This is a genomic window from Paraburkholderia sediminicola (assembly GCF_046027825.1).
GTDB classification, from domain to species: Bacteria; Pseudomonadota; Gammaproteobacteria; order Burkholderiales; family Burkholderiaceae; genus Paraburkholderia; species Paraburkholderia sediminicola_D.
Map to the genome: position 1 here is coordinate 54,139 of NZ_JAQQDU010000022.1, position 15,166 is coordinate 69,304.

16 protein-coding genes are annotated in these 15,166 nt (G+C 62.2%); 13 read left to right on the forward strand and 3 right to left on the reverse strand.

Annotated elements, in window-relative coordinates; translation table 11 throughout:
- Nucleotides 1–62 precede the first annotated feature (62 nt).
- From PQQ96_RS14690 to PQQ96_RS14710, 5 genes are all read left to right on the forward strand, one after another.
- Nucleotides 63–1,172, forward strand: coding sequence for a DUF1214 domain-containing protein (locus PQQ96_RS14690; RefSeq protein ID WP_408292771.1), 1,110 nt, complete (start codon nt 63–65; stop codon nt 1,170–1,172).
- Nucleotides 1,169–2,371, forward strand: coding sequence for a sulfotransferase family protein (locus PQQ96_RS14695; RefSeq protein WP_408292773.1), 1,203 nt, complete (start codon nt 1,169–1,171; stop codon nt 2,369–2,371). Before PQQ96_RS14690 ends, PQQ96_RS14695 begins: the two co-directional genes overlap by 4 nt.
- A gap of 80 nt (nt 2,372–2,451) precedes the next feature.
- Nucleotides 2,452–2,892 carry a nuclear transport factor 2 family protein gene (locus tag PQQ96_RS14700; RefSeq protein WP_408292776.1) on the forward strand — a complete coding sequence of 147 codons (441 nt, stop codon included), beginning with the start codon at nt 2,452–2,454 and terminating at the stop codon, nt 2,890–2,892.
- 1 nt (nt 2,893) lies between these two features.
- Nucleotides 2,894–3,685 (forward strand): SDR family oxidoreductase, encoded by a 792-nt coding sequence (locus PQQ96_RS14705; protein ID WP_408292779.1) that lies wholly within the window; start codon nt 2,894–2,896, stop codon nt 3,683–3,685.
- Nucleotides 3,686–3,708: 23 nt separating this feature from the next.
- Entirely contained in the window at nt 3,709–4,755 is a 1,047-nt protein-coding gene (locus PQQ96_RS14710) for an acetyltransferase (RefSeq protein ID WP_408292782.1), read from the forward strand.
- 76 nt (nt 4,756–4,831) lie between these two features.
- Here the strand turns inward: PQQ96_RS14710 and PQQ96_RS14715 are convergent, their stop codons facing one another.
- Nucleotides 4,832–5,056 carry a hypothetical protein gene (locus PQQ96_RS14715; RefSeq protein ID WP_408292784.1) on the reverse strand — a complete coding sequence of 75 codons (225 nt, stop codon included), beginning with the start codon at nt 5,054–5,056 and terminating at the stop codon, nt 4,832–4,834.
- A 328-nt stretch (nt 5,057–5,384) separates the two neighbouring features.
- Between PQQ96_RS14715 and PQQ96_RS14720 the strand changes: the two genes are divergently transcribed.
- From PQQ96_RS14720 to PQQ96_RS14745, 6 genes are all read left to right on the forward strand, one after another.
- Complete coding sequence (locus tag PQQ96_RS14720) at nt 5,385–5,909, forward strand: nuclear transport factor 2 family protein (RefSeq protein WP_408292787.1); 525 nt, start codon at nt 5,385–5,387, stop codon at nt 5,907–5,909.
- A gap of 107 nt (nt 5,910–6,016) precedes the next feature.
- Nucleotides 6,017–6,793: a glucose 1-dehydrogenase gene (locus tag PQQ96_RS14725; RefSeq protein WP_408292790.1), complete on the forward strand. Its 777-nt coding sequence runs from the start codon at nt 6,017–6,019 to the stop codon at nt 6,791–6,793.
- 278 nt (nt 6,794–7,071) lie between these two features.
- Nucleotides 7,072–8,112: an isopenicillin N synthase family dioxygenase gene (locus PQQ96_RS14730; protein WP_408292793.1), complete on the forward strand. Its 1,041-nt coding sequence runs from the start codon at nt 7,072–7,074 to the stop codon at nt 8,110–8,112.
- A gap of 85 nt (nt 8,113–8,197) precedes the next feature.
- Nucleotides 8,198–9,034 (forward strand): MetQ/NlpA family ABC transporter substrate-binding protein, encoded by an 837-nt coding sequence (locus PQQ96_RS14735; RefSeq protein ID WP_408292796.1) that lies wholly within the window; start codon nt 8,198–8,200, stop codon nt 9,032–9,034.
- The gene (locus PQQ96_RS14740) at nt 9,031–10,017 is read left to right on the forward strand and encodes a methionine ABC transporter ATP-binding protein (protein WP_408292799.1); all 987 of its coding nucleotides are present in this window, start codon (nt 9,031–9,033) and stop codon (nt 10,015–10,017) included. Before PQQ96_RS14735 ends, PQQ96_RS14740 begins: the two co-directional genes overlap by 4 nt.
- Entirely contained in the window at nt 10,014–10,682 is a 669-nt protein-coding gene (locus tag PQQ96_RS14745; protein WP_408292802.1) for a methionine ABC transporter permease, read from the forward strand. The genes PQQ96_RS14740 and PQQ96_RS14745 overlap by 4 nt, the downstream gene beginning before the upstream one ends.
- Before the next feature lie 21 nt (nt 10,683–10,703).
- On the opposite strand, the gene PQQ96_RS14750 is transcribed toward PQQ96_RS14745, so the two are convergent.
- Nucleotides 10,704–11,927: a Zn-dependent hydrolase gene (locus PQQ96_RS14750; RefSeq protein WP_408292899.1), complete on the reverse strand. Its 1,224-nt coding sequence runs from the start codon at nt 11,925–11,927 to the stop codon at nt 10,704–10,706.
- A 215-nt stretch (nt 11,928–12,142) separates the two neighbouring features.
- Here PQQ96_RS14750 and PQQ96_RS14755 point away from each other — a divergent pair, with 215 nt between their 5' ends.
- Nucleotides 12,143–13,078, forward strand: coding sequence for a LysR substrate-binding domain-containing protein (locus PQQ96_RS14755; RefSeq protein ID WP_408292805.1), 936 nt, complete (start codon nt 12,143–12,145; stop codon nt 13,076–13,078).
- A gap of 58 nt (nt 13,079–13,136) precedes the next feature.
- On the opposite strand, the gene PQQ96_RS14760 is transcribed toward PQQ96_RS14755, so the two are convergent.
- Nucleotides 13,137–13,787, reverse strand: a complete 651-nt coding sequence (locus PQQ96_RS14760; protein ID WP_408292808.1) for a TetR family transcriptional regulator — start codon at nt 13,785–13,787, stop codon at nt 13,137–13,139.
- A gap of 161 nt (nt 13,788–13,948) precedes the next feature.
- Here PQQ96_RS14760 and PQQ96_RS14765 point away from each other — a divergent pair, with 161 nt between their 5' ends.
- Nucleotides 13,949–15,118 carry a MexX/AxyX family multidrug efflux RND transporter periplasmic adaptor subunit gene (locus PQQ96_RS14765; protein ID WP_408292810.1) on the forward strand — a complete coding sequence of 390 codons (1,170 nt, stop codon included), beginning with the start codon at nt 13,949–13,951 and terminating at the stop codon, nt 15,116–15,118.
- Nucleotides 15,119–15,166: the final 48 nt, after the last annotated feature.

Genomic DNA, 15,166 nt, shown 5'->3' on the forward strand with positions numbered 1-15,166 from the left:
CGAAGAGCGCGGAATTCGTCCACTTGTATCGTGTGTTTTCAAGGACACGACGGAGATCCGGCATGGCGGCACATTCCAGTGAAGAACAGCTTCTTTCCGGCCAGGCATGGGCTGAATTCTGCGAGACGTTAAAACGCAGCGGCCAGCAGATTCTCAGGGCGGAGGCACCCAGCGACGCGCTGACCCGCACGGAGGGATTTCGTTATCTGAGCCGGCTCTTGCGAATCGCGCTTGAAATGCATGTGGAATTCGCGGACGCGGATTTCCCCGGCTTCTTCTCGCCATCGCATGAAACCGCGAAGATCGGCGCGGATAACCCGGACAATCTTTACCAATATGCGCGTCTGAACGGCGCACACGACTATCGGGTTTCCGGTCAGCGCGGCACGGTGGCGTATTTGAGCTTCGGCACGCAGAAGGGTGGTTACGAGACCGACGGCAAGATGACCCAGACGGGCTTCATCGATGCCAACCATCTGGCGGTGGAGGCGGACGGCAGTTTTGAAATCGTGCTGAGCCAACGGCCGCATGAAGGCAACTGGGTACGTATGGAGCCGGGCACCAACGCGCTGATCGCGCGGCAGACGTTTCTCGATCGCAAGTCGGAGAAGCCCGCCCAACTGAAGATCGAGCGCATCGGTTCGACGGACAAGCCGGCTGCGCTCGATCCCGCCACGCTGCACACCGGCCTGTTGCGCGCGGCCGGTTTCGTCGAGAACACCGCACGTCTCTTCGCGGATTGGGCCGCGGGTTATCAGCACCACGCCAACCAGTTGCCGCCCGCCGACCAGGCGGTGTGCCAGGCGGTGGGCGGTGACCCGAACATCTTCTACTACCACTCGTACTGGACCCTTGGCGACGACGAGGCGCTGGTGATCGAGGCGGCATCCATACCCGAATGTGACTTCTGGAACCTGCAGATCAACAACTACTGGATGGAATCGCTCGACTACCGGCACCACACCATCTGCATCAACAAACATTCGGCGCGCTACAACGCCAATGGCGGCGTGACGCTGATCCTGAGCGCGCGCAATCCGGGCAAGTCCAATTGGCTCGACACGGCGGGGCATCGCAATGGCACGATGTGCTGGCGCTGGGTCGGCGCCGCGCATCCGGTGCATCCGGTCGCTCGGGTCGTCAAACTCGAAACGCTTGAGGAGGCAGTATGACGACGGACGCTACCACGGCAACCCGCCTCGACGCGGACCGCCTGTTGGCGCTGGCGATTGAACGCTCGGGAGGCCTGACCGATTTCGGCGCCGGCAACTATCGCGAAGCGCTTGACGTGTTGATCGATTCGCTGACCCGCGAGGCGAACGTGTCGCCGCAAGGCGAGGCGATGTTGCACGGCAAGGTGCTGGCGCAACTGGTCAACCGGCTGGTCATCGAAGACTATTGCCGGCGTAATCCCGAGATCCTCACGCAACCGATTGATGACCCGCTTGTCATTGTCGGCTTGCCGCGGACCGGCACCACGCTGCTGCAACGCATGCTGGCCGTCGACCCGCGCTTCTACTCGGCGGCCTGGTGGGAAACGCGCTACCCGGCGCCGTTGCCGGGTGAAGCGGTTGAGCATCCCGCGCCGCGCATCGCGTCGGCTTGCGCGGAGGTCGAGCAGATGATCCAGACCATCCCGCAGATTCTCGCGATTCACCCACTCGATGCGATGCAGCCGGACGAAGAGTTCATGCTGATGGAGCACTCGTTCATGTGCGCAATGGACTCGTATGCAAACGTCCCGACGTATACGGCCTGGCTCGCGCAGCAGGACCAGACCCCCGTCTATGCATACCTGAAAAAGATGCTGCAGTTCCTGCAATGGCAAAAGCGGCAACGCGGCGTTCGGGATGCGCCGCGATGGATACTCAAGACACCGCAGCATCTGCATACCCTCGAAGTCCTGTTCAAGGTGTTCCCGCGCGCAAAAGTGGTGCTGACCCATCGTGATCCGACCATGACGATTCCGTCGATGGCCAGCATGGCGCACACCCTGTGGAAAATGTTCGCCGACGCGCCGGACGCCAAAGTGGTCGGCGGGCAATGGTCCGCGCAAATGAGGCGCGCGGTTCACCACGCAATGGAGGTACGTGCCACGCTGCCGGCCGGGTGTTTTCTCGACATCCGTTTCGAGGACACCGTGACCGATCCATTCGGCGTGATCGAGCGGGTGTATCGCTTTGCCGGCATGCCGTTTCCGGACGATGTCCGCGAAGCGATGAAGGCATGGCTGTCGCACAACAGCCGCGACAAGCGCGCCGTACACGACTACACGCTCGCGGAGTTCGGACTGAGCGTGGAGCAGCTTGAACGCGACTTCGCGCCGTACCGTGAACGTCATATTTTGCCCGGTGTAACCGCGGCGCCTTAACGCGCGGTTCCCCGTGCAGCCAGCGCGCTGCGCCCGCATTCAGAACGCCCACTCATCATCGACACACACACAGGAAAGTCATGCCGCGCGATTTGCAGTACCTGCTCGACCGGGCCGACATCTCCGATTTACTGATCGATTACGGCACCGCGATCGATGCGCGCGATTTTGCCGCGCTGGATCGTATTTTCACTGCCGACGCCGTGATCGACTACCGCGCGACCGGCGGCCCGCGTTGCACGCTCGAAGGGGCCAGGCAGTTTCTGGCCGAGGCATTGCCGCAGTTTCCGCGCAGCCAGCACATGATGGGCAATATCAGCATCACGCTGCAAGGCGCGACGGCGACCGCCCGCACGATGTGCCACAACCCGATGGTTATGCGGCAACCCGATGGCAGTGAGAAGGTGATGTTCTTCGGCATCTGGTACGCGGATGAACTGGTGCGCACCGGCGACGGCTGGCGCATCCGCAACCGCTGCCTGGAATTCTGCTACTCGTATAACTATCAAGGGAATCTTTGACATGCTCCTCAGAAACAAGGTCGTCGTGGTATCGGGCATCGGTCCGGGTCTCGGTATCAAGCTTGCCGTCGAGGCCGCGCGCGAGGGGGCGCACGCGGTGGTTGCCGCCGCCCGCACCCCGGCGAAACTGGATGAGGCGGAACAGCGGATCCGTGAATTGGGCGTCGATTGTCAGGTGCTGAAAGTGACGGCGGACATTACCGACAGGCAGCAATGCAAGCACCTGGTCGCGCAGGCAATCGAGCGCTTCGGCCGGATTGACGCGTTGGTGAACAGCGCATTTGTGCACGGCAAATTCCCGGAGCCGATTGAAGAGGCCGATCTGGATGGCTGGCGCTCGGTGTTCGACACCAACGTGTTCGGTACGATGAACCTGACGCAGGAAGTGGTGCCGCACATGAAAAAGCGCGGCAGCGGCGCGATCGTCATGATCAACACGCAGGCTGTGCGCAAGCCGTTTCCGGGTGAAGCGGGCTATGCGGCGTCCAAAGGCGCGCTAGCGGTGGCGGTCAAGTATCTTGCGCGAGAACTTGGGCCGCATGGAATCCGGGCCAACAGCATCCACATGGGCTGGATGTGGGGCGCGCCGGTGCAGGAACATGTCCGGCAGGCTGCTGCTGCGTACAATGTGCCGCAGGAGCAGATCATCGCGCCGATCGCGGCGAATATCGCGCTAGGACATATTCCGACCGACGACGACTGCGCAAAAGCGGCACTATTTCTGGTGTCCGACTACGCGAAAGTCATCACCGGCGCGACACTCGACGCCAACGGCGGCGACTTCATGCCTTGACTCGACCCGTTTGGAGACACACTGTGACCCAGCCTATCGTCACGGATCAACATCAGCATCAACGCAGCGGCGCTGCGGGCGCGGAAGATTCGCGCGCCGTCGCAACGGCGACTCACTTCTTCGCTTTCAACGGCGACGCGGATGGACTCTGCGCGCTGCAACAGTTGCGGCTCGCCGAGGCACCGCAGGCCGTATTGGTCACCGGCGTCAAGCGCGACATCCAGTTGTTGCGGCGTATCGAAGCCGGTCGCGGCGATCGGGTTACCGTCCTCGACGTCTCGCACGAACAGAACGGTGCGGACGTCAACCGTCTGTTGCGGGCCGGCGCGCAGGTCCGGTATTTCGACCATCATTTTGCGGGTGATCTGCCGGCTCATCCGGGCTTCGACGCCCATATCAACACCTCGGCCGACGTGTGCACCAGCTCGATCGTCAACGGCTACCTGGGCGGACGACATGTCCGTTGGGCCATCGTCGCGGCCTTCGGCGATGAGTTGCCGCAGCTTGGCCAGGCGCTCGCTCAAGCGTATGGACTTGCACCCGAAACCGTTGTCTCGCTCGCGGAACTGGGACGTCACCTGAACTACAACGCCTACGGCGAAACCGTCGACGACCTGCACTTCGACCCTGCTGTACTGGCCGAGGCGATATTGCCGTTCACCGACCCGAGCGATTTCATGCGGGAGACCCACGTTTTCGCGGCGCTGTGCGAGGGCTATCGTGAAGATATGGGGAAGGCGCGTGCGCTGCGTCCCGAACGGGAGGTGAGCGGCGCCACACTGGTCAGGCTTCCTCAAGAAGCGTGGGCGCGACGCGCGACCGGGGTGCTTGCCAACGAACTGATGCAAACGCGGCCGGACAGCGCGCTCGCGGTCCTATCGCCGAAGTCCGATGGCGGCTTCGTCGTGAGCGTGCGGGTGCCGGCGGGCAAAACGCTGGGGGCCGACGATTTCTGCCGTGGCTTCGACACGGGCGGCGGACGAAAGCGCGCGGCGGGTATCAATCATTTGCCGGAGACAGAATGCGAGCAGTTCATCGCGCGCTTCGAAACGGCTTTTCGGCTGCAATGAGCAACGCATCGGACCGTTCTGGCCGATGCGCCGCCATCCTTGTCGCGCGATAGGGCGTAGACCGCGATCGATCGAATCAATGCGCCGCGAGCGTATTGAGCGCACCCATACCCAATTGATTCCGGCTGACGATCGGACAGTTTAGCGAGCAACCGGTCGGGTCCAGGTTGGCGTAGGCTGCCGCGCGCGCGCCATTGTCCGAACTGGCATCGCTCGCATGCGTGCGCACGAAGCCGCCGAGCGCCAATAACGCGACCGTACATCCGCCAACGACACTGAGTTTTCGGGAAATGCGTTTCATGGTGTCTCCGTCCAGTTCAGCCAGGATTCGTCTTGCGCGGCCATTCCGGGGCGCGGCAGAGCGATGATTTTGTATGGACTCAGGCTAGCACCGCCGGTTGACCGGGTCTTAGTCCGATTGAATTAGGGGGAAACCTTGGGTGTGTGGGGGCGGCCGGGACCGCTAGTCGCAGCGCCTGTGTTGCAGAGCAGCAAGAGGGCGACATGGGGTTAGCCCTGATCCCCGCTGCCGTCACAGTTAGTCTGAATGGATGATTGAGCCTTGCTGTGGAACTTGTAACTTGGCGCAAAGGCGTCGCTTTCGATCAGCCTCGGAACCCGGAGACTACATGACGGCAATGGACCACCTGGAGGCGCGGCTGCGCAGGCTCGAAGACATGGAGGCGATCCGCAGCCTGAAGTCGCGCTACTTCTTTTGCTGCGATCGGAAGGACCCGCAGGGCATACGCGACTGCTTCGCGCCGGGCAAGGTGCTGATCGACTACGGGCGTATCGGCGTGTTCAGCGACCGCGATCAACTGGTCGACGTGTTCGAGCGACTCGGCTGTCACGACCATATCGTCGAAATGCATCACGGAGCGAATCCGCAGATTGCACTCGTCGACGATACGACCGCACGCGGCACCTGGGGATTGTTCTACTACCTGATCAACACACGCGATCGCGCGGTCACGCAACTGGGTGCGTACTACGAGGACGAGTATCGCAAGCTCGACGGTGTCTGGAGGATCTCTGTGACGCGCTGCGTCGTGACGTCGACGCTGGCGATGGATCTCGCCGATGGAATGGCGAAGATTCTGTTCGCGGGTCGAAGCGCACCGGCACTCGTCGACGATCCGGAAAATCAGGCGTAGCCCCGCTCGGGGATTCCAAAACCCTGGTTCTACAACCACATCAACCTGGCTTGCGCTCTCCCGCCGCGGCGACGCGCTCAGCCCGTCAGAAAAGGAGCTTCATCATCATGGGTCGTCTTGCAAACAAGGTCGCTATTGTCACCGGCGGCGCCCGCGGCATGGGCGAACAGACGTGCCGCCTCTTCGTGCAGGAAGGGGCGCGGGTGGTCATCGCTGATGTGCTGGAAGCGGAGGGCGAGGCGCTCGCAGGCGAACTGGGGGACGCAGCCTGTTTCATGCGCCTCGATGTCAGCGACGAAGCGAACTGGGAGTCCCTCGTCGCGGCGACGCTCAGAAAATTTGAACGCATCGATGTGCTCGTCAACAACGCAGCCGTGCTGGTGTTCGGCGAGATCACCGCGTTGTCCAAACGTGACTTCGAGCGCGCCGTTTCGATCAACCTCGTCGGCACTTTCCTGGGCATTCGCACGGTCGCGACTGTCATGAAGACCCAGCGGGCCGGCTCGATCGTCAACATTTCGTCGGTTGACGGGTTGCGCGGTGTCAACGCGCTTGCGGCCTATGTGTCGAGCAAATGGGGCGTGCGGGGGTTGACCAAGGTCGCCGCGCTCGAGTTCGGTCACCATGGTGTCCGTGTGAATTCGATTCATCCAGGTGGCGTCAACACGCTGATGTCGAATCCGGGTGGGGCACCGGTCGAGGAGGTCAACAAGGCCTATAAACACGTGCCGATGCAACGGGTCGGCGAACCGGACGAGATTGCCCGGGCGACGCTGTTCCTTGCCAGCGACGAGGCGTCCTATTGCAATGGCAGCGAGTTGTCCGTCGATGGCGGTATGGCAGCGGGGAGTTACTATGCCGGCTTGCCGGGAGCGCCGGCCTGACGATGGTTCACGAAGCCGGTCAGGACCGATGCCAGTGCGGCCAGTGGCGGAGGACACTAGGCTAGGACACCGCACCAGATCCCGATAATTCACACATATCGAAAGCGTGATTTGTTGGTTTGCCGCATTCAACGCCGCTGATAGCATCGATTCGCAGTTTCAGACATTCTTTGAAACCGGCGAATCCGGCTAGTTGTGCGACGCGAAGTGAAGTGAAGCACATCCGTGGCACGCGTGTGCCGCCGGATCGCCGGGCATTCCCGGCAAGGCAAGACTTCATGATTGAGGCAAACAACATCACCGCAGCGGCGTTGCCGATTCTCGATCTGGCGCAATTCGATCATGGCGACGCCGAGGCGCGCGCGGTCTTTCTGGAGAATCTGCGCCATGCCGCACGCGATATCGGTTTTTTCTATTTGCGCGGCCATGGCGTCGACGCGACGTTGATCGACTCGGTACAGACGCTGTCGCGGCGCTTCTTTCTGCTACCCGAAGCGGAAAAGCGCGCGCTCGATATGGTGCGCTCTCCACAGTTTCGCGGCTACACGCGGGCCGGCGGCGAACTGACGCGCGGTCAGCCCGATTGGCGCGAGCAGTTCGATATCGGCGCCGAGCGGCCGCCGATTGCGCAGGGTGACGGCGTGCCGGTATGGACCCGTCTGCAAGGCCCGAACCAATGGCCGGCCACGTTGCCCGAACTGAAACCTGTGTTGTTGCGCTGGCAAGCCGAATTGACGCGCGTGGCGGTCCGTTTGCTTGGCGCGTTCGCCGCGGCGCTCGAGCAACCTGAAGACGCATTCGAACCTGTCTACGGCGAGACGCCGAACCAGCACATCAAGATCATTCGCTACCCGGGCCGCGAGGCGACCAGGAGCGATCAGGGCGTCGGCGCGCACAAGGATTCGAGTTTCCTGAGCTTTCTGCTGCAGGACCGGCAAGCCGGGCTGCAAGTCGCCACCGACGACGGTCAATGGATCGACGCCGCGCCGCTGCCGGGCACCTTCGTCGTGAATATCGGCGAATTGCTGGAACTGGCAACCAATGGCTATTTGCGTGCCACCGTGCATCGCGTGGTGAGTCCACCGGTAGGCAGCGAGCGTCTGTCGATCGCGTTCTTTCTCGGCGCGCGACTCGACGCGACGGTGCCGCTGCTGAGTTTGCCGCCAACTCTTGCGGCCCAGGCGCGCGGCCCGGCGAGCGATCCCGACAATCCGCTGTTTCATGACGTCGGCCCGAACTATCTGAAGGGGCGGTTGCGCTCGCATCCGGATGTCGCGCAGCGTCACTACCAGGATGTGCTCGGCGCACAGCCTGCCTAAGCCCAGTCAAACCGGTTTTCTTGCGGTGTCTTTACGCGTGGCCGCCTGCCGCGCGTCGTTCAACCTTTCTTGCGCCAGGACTTCCATGCTCCGTTCAGTGATGATCCGTCTTGTTCGTAACGCGGCCTTTGCCGTGTTGCCGTTCACCTTTGCCGCCCACGTGAGCGCGGCCGACGCGCCGCCGCTTCGCGTGGCTGCCGATGCGGTGCCGCATGCGGAAATCCTGACCTACGTGCAAAAGATCGCGCCCGATCTGAAGCTGAACGTGATCGAGGTGGCGAACGGCGTCAATCCGAACGAACTGCTCGCGCACGGCGACGTCGATGCGAACTATTTCCAGCACGTGCCGTATCTGCATTCACAGGAGCAGGCGCTCGGCCAGAAGTTCGCGGTAGCCGTGACTGTGCATATCGAGCCGCTCGGCGTCTATTCGCACAAGCATAAGAGCTTCGCGCAGGTGCCGGATGGCGGCTCGGTGGCCGTGCCGAACAACGTGACGAACCTGAGCCGAGCACTCTTTCTGCTGCAGGCGCAAGGCCTGATCAAACTGAAGCCGGGTATCACCGGCAGCGAAGCGAGTCTCGCGACGCCGCGCGATATCGTTTCCAATCCGAAGCATCTGAAAATCATCGAGATCGAGTCGCCGCAACTGCCGCGCTCGCTCGATGACGTCGATCTCGCCGTGATCAACGGCAACTACGCGCTGGAAGCGGGCCTCGTCCCCGCCAAAGACGCGCTCGGCCTCGAAAAAGTGGAAGGCAATCCGTACGCGAACGTGGTCGTGACCACGCCGCAACTGGCGAACGATCCGCGGATCAAGCGTCTCGCGGCCGTACTCAACTCGCCGCAGGTCGCGAAGTTTATCCTTGACCACTATCGCGGCTCGGTAATTCCGGTGCACTCAGCTGGGAGCGGCGCGTGATCCGCGTTGAGGATCTGCGCAAGGTCTACCGCTCGGGCAGCGGCGAGTTCACCGCGCTCGACGGCGTCTCGCTGGAGATTGCCGACGGTTCGATCTTCGGTATCGTCGGGCGCAGCGGCGCGGGCAAGAGCACGCTGATTCGCTGCATGAATCTGCTGGAGCGCCCCACCTCGGGACGCGTGTGGGTGGACGGCGAAGAGCTGACGGCGCTGCCGGCCGCTGCGCTCAGGCGGCAGCGGCAACGCATCGGCATGATCTTTCAGCACTTTCATCTGCTGCACGCGCGTAATGTTGCCGACAACGTCGCGGTGCCGCTGGAGATCGTCGGTATGAAGCGCGCCGAGCGTGCGCGGCGGGTCGCCGAACTCCTCGAACTGGTCGGGCTCGCCGACAAGGCGCACGCATTTCCTTCGCAGTTGTCCGGCGGCCAGAAGCAGCGCGTCGGGATCGCGCGGGCGCTGGCGGCGCAGCCGTCCTGCCTGTTGTGCGATGAAGCGACCAGCGCGCTCGATTCGGAAACCACCCAGCAGATCCTCGCGTTGCTGCGCGACGTGAACGAGCGTCTCGGCGTGACGATCGTGCTGATTACGCACGAACTCGATGCCGTCAAGTCGATCTGCGATTCCGCAGCCTTACTGGAAGCCGGCAAGGTGGTCGAGGCCGGCCCGCTGGCGGCGTTGCTTGGCAACCCCGCATCGCGTCTCGGCAGGTCGTTGTTGCCTGCGTGTGCGGGCCTGTCGCAGGGGCATGGCGCGGTTGCCGAGTTGACGTTTACCGATACCGTCGAAGCCTCACCCGTGCTCAGCAAGCTGGCGCACGAGCACTCGATCGGCGTGACGCTGCTGGGCGGTGGCGTCGAAGCCATCGGCGGGCAGCGTGTCGGCCGTCTGCGGGTCGGCTTTCAGGCGCCGGAAGGCGGCCTCGATTTCGGCGGCGTGCTGGCGTTTCTGAACGATCGCGGGGTGAGGGCGGAGCGCGTATGAATCTTGATGCATGGACCGACATCGTGCCATTGGTGCTCAATGGAACGGCACAAACGCTTTACATGGTCGCGCTTGCGGCGCTCGTTACCCTCGTGATCGGCTTGCCGCTCGGTGTGCTGTTGTTCGTCACGCGGACTCACGGCGTGCTTGATGCGCCGCGTCTCGGGGCGGTGCTCGGCGCGATCGTCAACGTCGGCCGGTCGGTGCCGTTCGTCGTGCTGCTGATCGCGCTGATTCCGCTGACGCGTGCCATCGTCGGGACGACGCTGGGCAGTTCGGCGGCGGTTGTGCCGCTATCGATCGGCGCGATCCCGTTCTTTGCGCGCGTCGTCGAGGCGGCGCTCGACGAGATCGACCGTGGCCGCGTCGAGGCCGTGGTCGCAATGGGCGGCACCGCGCGCCACGTGATCCAGAAAGTGCTGCTGCCCGAGGCGTTTCCGTCGCTGCTCGCGGGACTGACGCTGACGGTGGTGATGCTGATCGGCTTTTCGTCGATGGCGGGTGTGGTGGGCGGCGGTGGCCTCGGCGATCTGGCGATCCGCTACGGCTATCAACGCTTCAACAATCAGGTCATGGCCGCCACTGTCGTGGTGCTCATCGTGCTGGTGCAGGCCGTGCAGATGACGGGTGACTGGCTGGTGCGCTCGCTGGCCCATCGGCGCTGACACGTCGCACCCCATTTCAGCTTACATAGCCGCGTCCAGAAGCGCATTTGCCAGCACCGACGCACCTTGCGCGAGATGTACGGGATCCGCATCTTCCAACTCGTTGTGACTCAGCCCGGCTTTGCAGGGTACAAAGATCATGGCGGTGGGCGCGACATACGACAGATTGACCGCATCGTGGCCTGCCCCGCTGCAAATATCCATGGCGGGATAACCCAGCGATGACGTCGCTTGCCTTACGCGTTGGACACATTGAACGTCGAAGGCGACGGGTTCATAGGCCGCAACCGTTTGCACGTCGACACTCGCACCGTGGGTCACGGCCCGTTGGGCGCAGATAGCCTTGATTTCGGCGACGAGTTTCTGGAGCATCGGTTGCTGCGGGTGCCGTACATCAATGCTGAAGACGACTTTGCCAGGTATCGTGCTTGGCGAATTGGGATAACAATCGATGTGTCCTACCGTCACGCGCGCATCGGGATCAATTTTGTGGCCGAGATCAAGCATCGACGCAATCATATTGGCGGCGGCTTCCAATGCATCCTTACGCAAATTCATAGGCGTCGTGCCGGCGTGGGATTCGAATCCCACAATCGTCACTTCCAGCTCGTAGATGCCTTGGGCACCGGTGACCACGCCAATCGGAAGATTGGCGTTTTCCAGTATCGGTCCTTGCTCAATATGCGCCTCGAAATAGGCTTTTGGCATCTGGGTATCAGTCGCAGTGCCGGCGAATCCGGTACGTCGCAACTCATCACTCAAGAGTACGCCGGTTTGCATGCAGGGGCGTGCGCGCGCGACGTCTATGTCGAGTTTCCCGCTGTACACAGCGGACCCCATCATGCCCGGTGTGAAGCGGGAGCCCTCTTCGTTGGTCCAGGCCACGACCTCGATGGGATACCGGGTGCTGACGTCAAGTTCGTTCAAAGTCCGGATCACTTCGAGGCCCGCCAATACCCCGTATACCCCGTCAAAACGACCGCCCGCGGGTTGGGTGTCAAGATGACTTCCACACATCACGGCCGGGGCATCTTTCTGGGTGCCGTTCCTGCGCGCAAAGATATTGCCGATTGGGTCGATGCGAAGCTCGCATCCGGCTTCTTCACACCATTGCATAAATAGGCGCCGGCCCTGTACCTCCTCGTCTGTCAGCGCCAGACGGCAGTTGCCGCCTTTAGCCGTCGCGCCGATCTTCGCCATGTCCATCAACGAACGCCAGAGCCTGTCCTGATTCACGCTGATCATGCTGGTCACTTCCCTAAGTTTGAAAAAGTTGATGGCGTCCGCCGAACAGCTTTGGTCGCGAACCGGGCGGAAAAGGTTTCGAAAGAGCTTGAATTGACTGCGCGGATCCATGCTGCTGCGAATGGCTCTGGAGGTAAGCGTATATACTGGGATTGATAAACAAAAGACAAAAAATATTTCACCTCGATAACGTTTTGTTGTCATCTCCCGCAGCCATGAAACTTAACCAACTCAACGCGTTTCTCGCGGTGACCCAACATACGACAATTCGTGGTGCGGCGCGTGCACTGGGCTTGACGCAGCCGGCAGTCACCAGAGTCGTACGCGAACTCGAACTCGATTTCGGCGTTCCACTCATCACGCGAAGCGTGAAGGGCATTGAACTCACGGAGTATGGCAAGGCATTCGAAGTCCGCGCCCGGCTGTTGGTGGAAGAGATGCGCCGCACGCGCGACGAGCTTGAGCAGATCAAGCACGGGACGACCGGATCAGTATCGATCTCTGTGAGTCCCACCGTCGCGTTCACGATTCTGCCGGCTGCTTTTGATGCATTTACGCGCAGCCTGCCCGAGGCCACGGTCAGTTTCAGCGAGGGAAGCCATACGTTCGGGTTCGCCAGGCTGCGTGACGGTACGCTCGATTTCATCGTCACCCATCTGCTGAAAGAGCCAGAAGAAGCCGACGGTGAATTCACCTACATTCCACTCTTCCGTTCGGTCTTCGTGGTCGGTGCCAGGAACCGGCATCCGCGCGTCCGTGCCCGCTCGTTGCGAGAGATCCACGATGAACAGTGGTGCATGCCGTTGTATGGCGCGGGTGGCGATGATCTGACGCGTTCGATTTTTCAGCCGAATGGCATGGCGAGACCTAAACGCATCGTTCGATGTCCTTCTTTCTCGGTGGCACTCGGACTCGTCGCCCACACCAATGTTCTGAGCGTGTTCGCCAAGCCGCTTGTCGACATCGAATTCAAGCGGCACGGCATCAAGGCACTGACATTGCAGGAACCGTTGCCTCAGCTAACCGTCGCGATCATCGCGCGGCGAGATGCACGTCTTACGCCTGCGGCACTGCACTTTATCGATTGTTTGAAGGAGGCCTCGGCGGTGTTCGGGGCGGACTCGCTAAAGACTTCGGCCCTCGCACAATAGAACGATCGCTGCGGTACCTTCGCATCATCGCTTGAGGGTAAAGACTAACAATAGGCGATCAGGATGCCGCGTCAGGCACACTTTTCCTGCTTAACCGAGTCGAATAGTGCAGCGTATCGATGCCGGCAAGGAGCAGCGCGTCGACATCTTCCCAGCGTGCGCCGTGCAGCCGGTCGGTCCACACCATCGAGCCGAAAATGCCTTCCAGCAGCGACTGGAAATAGACGCTCGCAAGGTGCAAATCGAGTGTGGCCGGCAGTTCGCCGCTGGCCACCGCGCGCCGCAGCAGCGCGGTCGTAATACGTAGCGTCTGCTTGTCATAGAGCGTACGGCGGCGCAGCAGCGGTGCATTTTCCTCGCTCTGCTCGCACTTCATGTACAGGATCTCGAGCACCCGCTGCACCGAGCCCGACTCCACACATTGCCGCAGATAGTGCAGCGCCGCCTGGTGAAGCGTTTCGAGCACGGGCCCATCCTCGACCAGTTCGAAACCCTCAGCGGCACGCGCGAACGCCCGATCGCACATGGCGAGGCACACGTCGATCTTGTTCTTATAGTGACCATAGACTGCGCCGCGCGAAATACCCGCGGCATCCGCAATGTCGGCCATTGCGGTTTGCGCGACCCCTTTTTCCAGAAACACCAGCTCGGCAGCATCGAGGATGCCGTTGCGCGTGTTCTGCGATTCCACTTTCGTCTTGCGGGCCATTAATCCCTCCCTTTCAATTAGCTGTCGTCTGGATGCGACAGTTGGCCATCACGGTGCTTTATTTAATCAGACATGACTGATTATAATCGATCGCCTTAAGCGGACCGCTGGACGAGGCGATGGCAACCCACGGCGTATCCGCAACGACAGAAAGGATTCACATGAAGACCACGCGCTCCATCCTGTTGGCTCTCGCGATCGTTCCGCTGCTCGCCGGATGTGGCAAGGGGCGTTCCGAGGCAGGCGAAGCGGCGGCGCAACCGCAGGAAGTCGCGGTTGTCACGGTCCGGCCGTCGGCGGCGCCGTTGACGGTCGAACTGCCGGGTCGACTCGAAGCATACCGGCAGGCGGAAGTGCGGGCGCGGGTCGCCGGCATCGTGACGGCGCGTCTCTATGAAGAAGGGCAGGAGGTGCACAAGAACGCGCCGCTGTTTCGCATCGATCCTGCGCCGCTGAAGGCCGCGCGCGACGTGGCCGCCGGTTCGCTCGCTCGCGCTGAAGCCAATGCGCTCGGCGCGACCGACAAGCGCAAGCGCTATGACGATCTCGTGACGGACCACGCCGTCAGCGAACGCGATCACACCGAGGCCTTGACCGAGGAGCGTCAGGCGAAGGCCGAAGTCGCGTCCGCGCGGGCGGAACTCGAGCGTGCCCGGCTTCAGTTGAGCTACGCCACCGTGACGGCGCCGATCGACGGCCGCGCGCGGCGCGCGCTGGTGACCGAAGGCGCGCTGGTTGGCCAGGATTCGGCCACACCGTTGACGACGGTCGAGCAGATCGATCCGATCTACGTGAACTTCTCGCAACCCGCCGCCGATGTCGCCGCGCTGCGCCGCGCGATCGATACGGGCCGCGTGAAGGGTGTCGCGCAGAAGGACGTCAAGGTGCGTCTGACGCTGCCTGACGGCAGCGAATATACCCAGACGGGCACGCTGCTCTTCACCGATCTGGCTGTTGACCCCGGCACGGATACCGTCGCGATGCGCGCGCTGTTTCCCAATCCGCGGCGCGAGCTGTTGCCGGGTGCGTATGTGCGGATCACGCTGGATCGTGCCATCGATACCGCCGCGATCGCCGTGCCGCGCGATGCCGTGAGCCGCACCGCCGATGAGGCGTCCGTCAAGATCGTCGATGCGGCGGGCAAGATTGCAGTGGTGCCCGTGCAGGTCAACGAGCTCAAAGGGCGCAACTGGCTCGTGACGGGCGGCCTCAAGGGAGGCGAACGCGTCGTGGTGGAAAACGCCGCGACGCTGGAGCCAGGCGCCGTTGTCAAACCGCGCGAACGCGCTATCGAACCGCAGACCGATGCGAAGACCGCAGCTAGCACGTAACACGCGTGCATCACGCACGAAGTCACGCATGTAGCACGTGTGCAAAGC

What these genes read in the sequence shown, in the direction of transcription:
- PQQ96_RS14690 (WP_408292771.1), top strand. Translation starts at nt 63, where the DNA reads ATGGCGGCACATTCCAGTGAAGAACAGCTTCTTTCCGGCCAGGCATGG.
- PQQ96_RS14695 (WP_408292773.1), top strand. Translation starts at nt 1,169, where the DNA reads ATGACGACGGACGCTACCACGGCAACCCGCCTCGACGCGGACCGCCTG.
- PQQ96_RS14700 (WP_408292776.1), top strand. Translation starts at nt 2,452, where the DNA reads ATGCCGCGCGATTTGCAGTACCTGCTCGACCGGGCCGACATCTCCGAT.
- PQQ96_RS14705 (WP_408292779.1), top strand. Translation starts at nt 2,894, where the DNA reads ATGCTCCTCAGAAACAAGGTCGTCGTGGTATCGGGCATCGGTCCGGGT.
- PQQ96_RS14715 (WP_408292784.1), bottom strand. Translation starts at nt 5,056, where the DNA reads ATGAAACGCATTTCCCGAAAACTCAGTGTCGTTGGCGGATGTACGGTC.
- PQQ96_RS14720 (WP_408292787.1), top strand. Translation starts at nt 5,385, where the DNA reads ATGACGGCAATGGACCACCTGGAGGCGCGGCTGCGCAGGCTCGAAGAC.
- PQQ96_RS14725 (WP_408292790.1), top strand. Translation starts at nt 6,017, where the DNA reads ATGGGTCGTCTTGCAAACAAGGTCGCTATTGTCACCGGCGGCGCCCGC.
- PQQ96_RS14730 (WP_408292793.1), top strand. Translation starts at nt 7,072, where the DNA reads ATGATTGAGGCAAACAACATCACCGCAGCGGCGTTGCCGATTCTCGAT.
- PQQ96_RS14735 (WP_408292796.1), top strand. Translation starts at nt 8,198, where the DNA reads ATGCTCCGTTCAGTGATGATCCGTCTTGTTCGTAACGCGGCCTTTGCC.
- PQQ96_RS14745 (WP_408292802.1), top strand. Translation starts at nt 10,014, where the DNA reads ATGAATCTTGATGCATGGACCGACATCGTGCCATTGGTGCTCAATGGA.
- PQQ96_RS14750 (WP_408292899.1), bottom strand. Translation starts at nt 11,927, where the DNA reads ATGATCAGCGTGAATCAGGACAGGCTCTGGCGTTCGTTGATGGACATG.
- PQQ96_RS14755 (WP_408292805.1), top strand. Translation starts at nt 12,143, where the DNA reads ATGAAACTTAACCAACTCAACGCGTTTCTCGCGGTGACCCAACATACG.
- PQQ96_RS14760 (WP_408292808.1), bottom strand. Translation starts at nt 13,787, where the DNA reads ATGGCCCGCAAGACGAAAGTGGAATCGCAGAACACGCGCAACGGCATC.
- PQQ96_RS14765 (WP_408292810.1), top strand. Translation starts at nt 13,949, where the DNA reads ATGAAGACCACGCGCTCCATCCTGTTGGCTCTCGCGATCGTTCCGCTG.